We start from the raw sequence: 8,664 nt of genomic DNA on the forward strand, positions 1-8,664 counted from the left end.
CTCAATAACAAACTAAACAAACTCAGGAAACAAATTTTTTCCGCGCTACGTGAGTAGTTTCAAAGATTGTTTCCAGACTCGACCAATCTTCCTGTTCAATCACCTCAATTATCTGGTCAAGGCGATCGCGATACCCTACAAGCGTACGCATTATCGACTCCTGATTGTAACGAGCCATCATTACTCGCAGTTCTGGATTACCACCCCCCACACGGCTAGTATCACGAAAACCAGAACTAGCTAACTGTTGGGCTAACCTCAAAACCACTGGGTCAGTCTCCTGCATACAAGCATCAATCAAACTCCCACTCACCATCACCGGTAGATGAGAAATCCATGCTACCGCTTGGTCATGGTTTTCCGGGCTTGTGATGTAAACCAATGACTTAAGCGATCGCACAATCTCCTCCACCTTCTCAAGTGCTGGTTGTGGTGTTGTCTCAATCGGGGTCAGTACATAAGGGTTTCCTACAAATAGATTCGACACCGCAGCTTCCACACCACTGTATTCCCTTCCTGACATCGGATGACCACCTACAAAATTTTCCCACAGGGGAGCTATTTCTCTAACCACTGGCATTTTGACCGAACCAATATCAGTGATTACGGTATCCTTGTAAAGATAGTTGACTAAATGCTTGACAGTAGAGGCGATCGCGGCTATTGGGGTGCAAATAAACACAACCTCTGCTGTGGCTAGGATACTTAAGTCAATACTCGCATCATCAACAATGCCGTGATCAAGTGCGAATCGACAGGTTTTTGGTTGACGAGAGACTCCCAAGACCTGATGACCTTGTGCTCTCAAGTCCAATCCCAGGGACCCACCCATCAATCCCAGTCCTACAATACCAATTTTCATTATCTCTCACCCAGATTGAGCCTATGCCATGATAAATATTAATTTTTGTTAGATTGTAATGAATGTCAGGGAAATTATCCAACAATATGCAGCAGGGGTAAGAGATTTTACAGCTGCGGATCTTACGGAACTGAACCTAAGCGGCGCTACTCTTAGTGGTGCCGACTTGAGTGAAGCTAACCTGAGTATAACTAACTTAAGTGGTGCTAACTTGAGCGGCACAAACCTCCGCCGAGCCAACTTAAACATTGCTAGACTCAGTGGTGCCAATCTCTATAAAGCCAAGTTAACACAAGCAAAGCTCAATGTCGCAAATTTGATTCGGGCTGATTTAAGAGGTGCCCAACTGATTCAGGCATCACTGATTCGTGCTGAGATGGTTCGTGGTTCCCTAAGTGGAGCAAATCTAACTGGGGCAAACCTCTCTGGTGCTGATTTACGAGAAGCCACCCTCAGACAAGCCAATCTCAGCCGCGCTACCTTCAATGAAGCCAATCTAGGGGGGGCAACCCTTAGTCAAGCCAATTTGAAGGGAGCGCACTTAAACGGAACAAATCTGCACAAAGCCGATTTCAGTGGTAGCAATCTCAAAGGGGTTGAAATCAGACAAGGAAATCTCACCTGTGCCAATTTTAGGGGAGCTGATCTCAGTGGGGCAAATCTACGCTGGGCTGATTTAAGTGGAGCAAACCTCAGTTGGGCTGATCTGAGCAACGCTAAATTAAGTGGAGCTACCTTAGTTGGGGCTGATTTGAGCAATGCCAATTTAGTTAATACCAGTTTAGTACACGCTGATCTTAGTAAGGCCAGGCTGATTAAAGCCAATTGGATTGGAGCGGATTTGACTGGTGCTACCCTGACTGGGGCAAAACTATATGCTGTTTCCCGGTTTGGTCTCAAAACCGAAGGACTGATCTGTGAATGGGTTGACTTAAGTCCCGATGGTGATCAAAGTCAAATTATCCATCTGTCTTCCGAAGCTGCCAAAACCTTTTTCAACGAGACGCTGCCAACAGTAAAGATTATCGTTGATACCCCGTTAGACCTCAAAGCGAATTTGGCTTTAGCCTCGATTTATAATCAGATAGCCAATGTTTCTGAAGTCCTCAATCAACCGCCCAGCATTGAGGTGGGTGTCCGCAGAACAACCATTACCTTTACGAGCAACAACGCTGACTTATTCATTATCGCTTACTTGGCCATTGTCCCCTTCAAAGATGGAGGTCAAACTCATCGCAATATTGTGACCCTATTAAATAGCCTACCCTCACGATCAATATACACTTTAAGTAATCAAAACAAACAGCAAATCAATAAATTAATTACAAATATTGGCCAAGCTATTGAGCAGATTAAACCAATTAAAACCGTTAAGTTAGCACCAGAAATTAAATCATCGGCTAACTTTTTTATTGCTCCGACTCAGACAATTATTACTAACTCTAGAGACTACTCATTAAGTATTTATTCTAATCAAGATTTTGGGAAGTATCTGATGAATCAATCAAGCTGGAGCGAGCAATCTGAAGACACTACAACACCATCAAGACCAGTATCAACCCTGCCTCCAGTGAGCCAAATTGTTGAATTTATTAAAGCCTGGGATTATTTGACCGGTTAATGGTTTAGACAACACCTAAATCTATTATAGCAATTTTTTATAGCAATTATCAGCAACGTTTGAGCGACATTGCTTATCCTTTTAAGGCAATAGGCAATAGGCAATAGGCAATAGTCAAGAGGGTTTTAAGGGAATCAGCGTCAAAAAAGACTCTACTTCATAAGTGCGATCAACCCTATCAATTAACAGAACCCAATTTTAACCAGATATCTAGCAATCCGTGTAGGAATTGTGATAATTTTTGTTCCCTACTCCCTACTCCCTACTCCCTGCTCCCTGTTCCCAGATCCGCTGTTCCCTTTGCTATCAATTACTGCTTTAGGAGTGCGTTCGCGTTCGCCTTTGGCGTGGCCTACGGCCAAGCGTCGGCTTTGCCGAATCGCTTATCTTGAACTCAGGTTAATTAGATATTTGCTTGCTCCAAATTCTAATCTGCTGATCCCAACCACCACTAACTAGGGTTTGACCATCCTGGCTCAAAGCAACAGCAACAACATAGCCCGAATGACCATTTAAGGTGCTTTTCAACTGAGCGCTCCTCATATCCCACAACTTAATGGTCTTATCCCAACTACCGCTAATCAGGGTGCTTCCATCTCTAGTCATCGTTACTGACCACACCCCATCTGTGTGACCCGTCAAGGTCCTAGTCAATTTACCAGTGTTAAGGTTCCACAAGCGAATCGTGCCGTCTCCTCCACCACTGGCTAAGGTCTTCCCATCCAGACTAATCGCTACAGACGACACCGATCGAGAATGTCCCTTGAAGATACGCACTAACTTACCTGTAGCTAGATTCCACAGCCGAATAGTTGTATCTTGAGAACCACTGACTAAGGTTTTGCCATCAGGAGAGATTTCAACAGAATTCACCGAACCTAAATGTCCGGTAAGGGTATGCAACAGTTTACCCTTAGGCAGCTGCCAAATCTTAATAGTGTTGTCCCAGCTACCACTAACTAAGGTTTTGCTATCGCCACTGAAGGCTAAAGTCGCCACTGTATCTTGATGTCCAGTCAGGGTACTTAAAGGTTTACCCGTGTTAAGATTCCAGGTCTTGATCATACGGTCATCACCGCCACTGACTAAAGTTTGACCATCCGGACTAATCGCCACAGCATTCACTGCACCACCGTGACCTCGCCAGGTACGAATTAATTGACCAGTGGACAGATTCCACAGGGAGATAGTGCCATCACTATGACCACTAGCGGCCATCAATTTTTGTACTGATTTTTGTACTGATCTCCCTTGAGCAACGGTGCCAATCGCCACAGAACTCACTGAGCCAGTCCCTACTTTGAGAGTATTCGTCAACTTGTAGAAAACTGTTCCGGTCTTGGCAGACGCAGCTGTAGGAGAAACACCGACTTGAGGAGTCTTTACAGGAGTTGGCAGTTTCAGCTGAGAGCGCCAGGTTAAATAGGTGTCAATGCTAATCCCAGATGCCACAATTGTGTCAGAATCGCCCACTAATCTGACCATACCATTAATGCCAATTACCCGCCCCTGATCGTCTAATACTGGTCCACCACTCATCCCAATTCTCACCAAATTGGTATAACTCAGAGCATATCCCCTAGGAAGTTTAGAACTAGCATCCGTGAGCAGTCCTTCGCTATTAATAAACCGCCGTTGTTGAGAAGCACCTCCAGAACGGGGCCATCCAGCCACATAAACCCTTTGACCTGCACTGATTTGCTGGGAATTCCCTAACCTAGCCACTGGGTAGTTAGAGGTGCTAGTGAAAGGTAAGATCGCTAAATCTACCCCTGGCATCCGTCTGATGTAGCGGGAGTCTACAGGATAACGATTGCCATCAGGGGTTTGAATCCTGTAGATGCCAGCTTTTTGTAGCACATGAGCACTGGTCAGGATATAATATATATTTGCTTGGCGTTCAACAATTATCCCACTCCCTCCCTGTTTTGGGCCATCAATCCGGACAGTAATCTGTTGCGCAATATTTTTAGCAGCTGGTGTTGATATCACCACTGTGGGAATTGCGGCAATGATGGCGATGCTCCCAATTAAAAACCCTGGAACTAAAAACCCTGGAACTGTTTTAGATAAGATGTTCATCAAGCTTGACCGGAATCAATGGCTACGTCTCCTCTAGTTTTCCCTGTCTTGATATACCCTTTTATCTTTGAACAAGTTTCCAAAATGCTTTAGCAAATCGTTTTCCAACAATCAAATAACTTTCCGTTGTTAAGTGGACATAGTCTTGCAAAGCCAAGTCATCTGTAGTAATCATCCTCGTAGCTGGTAACTGGACTGTTTCCTGTTGCGCTTTCACGGTTTCCCAGTTCGGGAGCTTTTCTGGATCAGTAGTGGTGCCAATTTGAGCAAAAACTACTGGTAACTCAGGTTTCCCTAAGTCTTGACGGAAATCTTTTACCAAGGTAACAAATTTATCAGCCCACTGATTGGGGAAAAACGTTATCTCATCGTCTTGAGAAGGCTTTTGAGCATCTTTTTCCCCTTGAAAGAAAAGTATACCGGTGATTTCTCCCATCACAGAAGCAGCACCTACTCGCTTTAAGCAAGAGCCATAAAGGGTATCCTCACTCAGGCTTCTTTGCCACTGTTGAATGGCAGTGCCAGACTTGGCACAAGGAATCAAACCGATGATTAGCTCAGGATTGTATTTCAATAATTCAGTAGCAAACGCCATCCCCGGACCTACCCCAGCTGACTTATCTTCCGAGACTTTATCAACTTGTCCACTTGGTGAATCAATCGGTTCTTTGCCTAGATGCCAGCGGTAATCGTTTCCAAAGACAAAAACGTTGGGGTGAGTAACGGAACTAGCAGGTGTTAGCTTACCTGTTCCGGACATATTCGACTGTCCTGCCAAAATAAACAGGGACATCTTGCCTTGAAAATCTGGTGGAATCACATTGATTTCCCGAGACTCAGATTTCCGCTTAACTAAGAAGCGACTAATAATACCGTAGCGTCTGATCAACTTACCGACTGGATAATACTTCTGGAGAATAATACCAAGAAAAAGACCGATAGCTAGAACGAAAATAACTGTCCAGGTTTCCATTAATTAATTGATGCCATAATCCTCGAATAGTAAATTCAAAACATGATGTCACTGATCAGTAAGTTTCCAAAACGCTTTAGCAAATCTTTTTCCAAGAATCAAATAACTTTCCGTTGTCAAGTGGACATGGTCTTGCAAAGCCAAGTCATCTGTGGTAATCATCCCAGTAGCTGGTAACTGGACTGTTTCCTGTTGCGCTTTCACGGTTTCCCAGTTCGGGAGCTTTTCTGGATCAGTAGTGGTGCCAATTTGAGCAAAAACTACTGGTAACTCAGGTTTCCCTAGGTCTTGACGGAAATCTTTTACTAACCTAACAAATTTATCAGCCCACTGATTAGGGAAGAATCTTCGACTTGGGTAGGCTTGAGGATTAAGGGCATCACTTTCTCCCTGAAAGAATAGTAAACCTTGAATTTCTCCCATTGGTGAAGCAGCATAGGCTCGCTTTAAGCAAGAGCCATACAAAGTATCTTCACTTAGATTTTTTTGCCACTGTTGAATAGTAGTGTCCCATTTAGCACAGGGAATTAAACCAACAATCAGCTCAGGATCGTATTTGAGCAATTCAGTAGCAAATGCTATACCTGGACTGACTCCAGCTGACTTATCTTCCGAGACGTGATCAACTTGTCCACTTGGTGAATCAATCGGTTCTTTGCCTAGATGCCAGCGGTAATCGTTTCCAAAGACAAAAACTCTGGGGTGAGTAATGGAACTAGCAGGTGTCAGCTTACCACTTCCTGACATATTCGACTGTCCTGCCAAAATAAATAAGGAGATATTGCCTTGAAAATTGGCAGGAACTGGTTTGCTTTGATTATCCTTAATGGTAGAAGTGCTGAGGATACCGTAGCGTCTGAACAACTGGTCTACTTGAGCAGACTTTTGTAGTATAATACCTAAAAAAGCACCGATAAGTATACCGATAACTAGATAGGAAATTATTGACCAAGCTTTCATGATATAGCATTTTTATTTGAGATGTTAAACACTTAGGATTTTACAGTTCTCGTAGTAATGAGGTCTACAGGATTTTTTCCTTATTCCGAAGTTCCCTAGTCTGACTTTACTACTCCCTACTCCCTGCTCCCTACTCCCTACTCCCTACTCCCTAAGACTTTGGAGCTCACCAAACTAATAATTGCTATCATTATCAATGACTTGTGAACTTTGTGGAAGAGATGTAGAGCGATTGACAGTTCATCACTTGATTCCTAGACAAAACACTAAGCGAAAAAAGATGAAACCTGGTCCAACGATTACTATTTGCCCTGCTTGTCATCGACAAATACATGCTTTATTCCCAAATACTCGTTTAGCTCTGGAATTGAATACCTGTGAAGCTTTGAAAAATGACCCTCAGATGCAGAAGTTTTTAGCCTGGGTCAGAAAGCAAAAGCCTGATAAGCGGGTGAGGGTTCATCGTTCTTAAGCGTTCGCGTAGCGTGACCAAAGGTCAATCGCATAAGCGCGTTTGTATCTGGGTTGTAAACACACGTATTCCATAAAAAGGCAAAAGGCAAGAGGAATCCCCCCTAACCCCCCTTAGTAAGATACTGCTGGCGAATTTAACATTTAGAAATATCAGCCTGAAGACAGCAGTCTTTATAGCCCCCCAACCCCCAATTCTGGGGGAGCATGAACTTAAAGTTACCCATCTGCTACCCTTGTGTAAACAAATATTAATTTCGCCAACGGTATCTAGTAAGGGGGGCAGGCAAGAGGGGAAAGATATACGGAGTTTTATTGGATAAAAAAATACCTCTTAGGTTTACATCTCAAATAAAAATGCTATACCTGCCATTTTTATGAAAATGATCAAAAAAATCGCTTTTTACTCTTGGTCGATGTGATTCAAACCTCGCTGGTTCATGCTTTCAAGCTGCTTGTCACCCCGTGAAAGTCTTGGCTCAGATAACTTGAAAATCCGAGATAGTCTCAATCCACACCCTTGCGCCACAATGTAACGGATTATCAGGGCGATACATCACCCGACAAGGGCCATTGACTTCTACCGTATGACCGTAAATGTTTTTAGAGCCTCGTTTTACCGTAATCACTGGATTGCGTTCCCCGGTGTTGTGATTTTGGCGAATGACTTTCTGATTAACGTGGATCACAGCCTTCGTGTAATTTGTACGCTTTGACCAATTCCGCTTTGGTCCACGAGTGCCAGGGGTGACCACTGGCATGCCATCAAACAGAGGAATCACCCAAGTTCTACCCACCTTATACGCTCCTTTGACTCTGCCCTTGCCCAGAAGGAAACGAACCCGAGTGGCAGAAACACCCAGTAATTCAGCGGCTTGTGCGGTAGAAATCATCATGAGGCAATAACCATTGCTTTAACGATACTATTATTATAACCACATTTTGGAGAAGATTCAAGGGATTAGAAAAACTATTGCATTGTCGCAAGGAGCTGGAGTGGGTGGAGTAGGTTAAGTGAGCTAAATATGTGGTGTGGGCGCTTTGAAACTATTGCATTGTCGCCATCTTAAGGAGTATCGGGGGAAGGATGGGTGGAGTGCTAGCAATAGGAGTAGTAGACTAAATAGGAGTAATGGGTTTAGTGGGTGCTGTAAAACTATTGCATTGTGGTAACAAAAAGTAGCCGGAGTGGGTGTAGTGGGTTAAGCGAGTTTAATCGGTGGTGTAGGTGTTGTAAAACTATTGCATTGTCGCCATCTCAATCAGGATCGGGCGCGGGGAGATGGGGGAAATGGGGAGACGAAATTGATCTCTAGCTGTAATTTACAGAATTGGTATAACTACAAATCAGATTTGAAACTACCCCCTGCTTCAGTCATTAATCGTAGTGGGCAGTAGGGTGGGCAGTGCCTACCAAAGCGCTTTGCAAGCTTGATTATCTGTCTGGTGCACTGCCCACCCTACATGAACCAAGCAGTAGGGTGGGCAGTGCCTACCAAAGCGCTTTGCAAGCTTGATTATCTGTCTGGTGCACTGCCCACCCGACATGAACCAAGGGTGGGCAGTGCCTAGGCTGTTCACTCTAGGACTTGATTGATGGGATGAGTTCATGCATAATCTGTGTGAAGAGGTTGCCAGGATCTGCCCATGATACAAGGATACAAAAGCTCAATTGAGCGTCTGGCCAATTTATTT

Annotated in this window: 7 protein-coding genes; 2 read left to right on the plus strand and 5 right to left on the minus strand. The window is 44.1% G+C overall.

Annotated elements, in window-relative coordinates:
- Positions 1–22: 22 nt before the first annotated feature.
- Positions 23–862 carry a prephenate/arogenate dehydrogenase gene (locus F6K37_RS25550; protein WP_008177615.1) on the minus strand — a complete coding sequence of 280 codons (840 nt, stop codon included), beginning with the start codon at positions 860–862 and terminating at the stop codon, positions 23–25.
- A gap of 58 nt (positions 863–920) precedes the next feature.
- On the opposite strand from F6K37_RS25550, the gene F6K37_RS25555 reads away from it, so the two are divergent.
- Positions 921–2,483 carry a pentapeptide repeat-containing protein gene (locus F6K37_RS25555; protein ID WP_287253036.1) on the plus strand — a complete coding sequence of 521 codons (1,563 nt, stop codon included), beginning with the start codon at positions 921–923 and terminating at the stop codon, positions 2,481–2,483.
- Positions 2,484–2,882: 399 nt separating this feature from the next.
- Here F6K37_RS25555 and F6K37_RS25560 read toward each other — a convergent pair whose 3' ends face one another.
- The 3 genes from F6K37_RS25560 to F6K37_RS25570 all read right to left on the minus strand — a co-directional run bounded on the left by F6K37_RS25560 (position 2,883) and on the right by F6K37_RS25570 (position 6,498).
- Positions 2,883–4,565 carry a trypsin-like peptidase domain-containing protein gene (locus F6K37_RS25560; protein ID WP_287253038.1) on the minus strand — a complete coding sequence of 561 codons (1,683 nt, stop codon included), beginning with the start codon at positions 4,563–4,565 and terminating at the stop codon, positions 2,883–2,885.
- 61 nt (positions 4,566–4,626) lie between these two features.
- The gene (locus F6K37_RS25565) at positions 4,627–5,538 is read right to left on the minus strand and encodes a sialate O-acetylesterase (RefSeq protein ID WP_008177623.1); all 912 of its coding nucleotides are present in this window, start codon (positions 5,536–5,538) and stop codon (positions 4,627–4,629) included.
- Positions 5,539–5,586: 48 nt separating this feature from the next.
- On the minus strand, positions 5,587–6,498 hold the full coding sequence (locus F6K37_RS25570; protein WP_008177625.1) for a sialate O-acetylesterase: 912 nt from the start codon (positions 6,496–6,498) through the stop codon (positions 5,587–5,589).
- A 196-nt stretch (positions 6,499–6,694) separates the two neighbouring features.
- Here F6K37_RS25570 and F6K37_RS25575 point away from each other — a divergent pair, with 196 nt between their 5' ends.
- A complete protein-coding gene (locus F6K37_RS25575; protein ID WP_008177627.1) occupies positions 6,695–6,970 on the plus strand; it encodes an HNH endonuclease in 276 nt (91 codons plus the stop codon).
- 478 nt (positions 6,971–7,448) lie between these two features.
- Here the strand turns inward: F6K37_RS25575 and F6K37_RS25580 are convergent, their stop codons facing one another.
- Positions 7,449–7,865: a helix-turn-helix domain-containing protein gene (locus F6K37_RS25580; RefSeq protein ID WP_008177630.1), complete on the minus strand. Its 417-nt coding sequence runs from the start codon at positions 7,863–7,865 to the stop codon at positions 7,449–7,451.
- Positions 7,866–8,664 lie beyond the last annotated feature (799 nt).

Origin of the sequence: Moorena sp. SIO4E2 (assembly GCF_010671945.1) — a bacterium.
Lineage (GTDB): Bacteria > Cyanobacteriota > Cyanobacteriia > Cyanobacteriales > Coleofasciculaceae > Moorena > Moorena producens.

Excerpts from the sequence above, each read along its gene's own strand:
- F6K37_RS25550 (WP_008177615.1), bottom strand. The coding sequence starts at position 862 with ATGAAAATTGGTATTGTAGGACTGGGATTGATGGGTGGGTCCCTGGGA.
- F6K37_RS25555 (WP_287253036.1), top strand. The coding sequence starts at position 921 with ATGAATGTCAGGGAAATTATCCAACAATATGCAGCAGGGGTAAGAGAT.
- F6K37_RS25560 (WP_287253038.1), bottom strand. The coding sequence starts at position 4,565 with ATGAACATCTTATCTAAAACAGTTCCAGGGTTTTTAGTTCCAGGGTTT.
- F6K37_RS25565 (WP_008177623.1), bottom strand. The coding sequence starts at position 5,538 with ATGGAAACCTGGACAGTTATTTTCGTTCTAGCTATCGGTCTTTTTCTT.
- F6K37_RS25570 (WP_008177625.1), bottom strand. The coding sequence starts at position 6,498 with ATGAAAGCTTGGTCAATAATTTCCTATCTAGTTATCGGTATACTTATC.
- F6K37_RS25575 (WP_008177627.1), top strand. The coding sequence starts at position 6,695 with ATGACTTGTGAACTTTGTGGAAGAGATGTAGAGCGATTGACAGTTCAT.
- F6K37_RS25580 (WP_008177630.1), bottom strand. The coding sequence starts at position 7,865 with ATGATGATTTCTACCGCACAAGCCGCTGAATTACTGGGTGTTTCTGCC.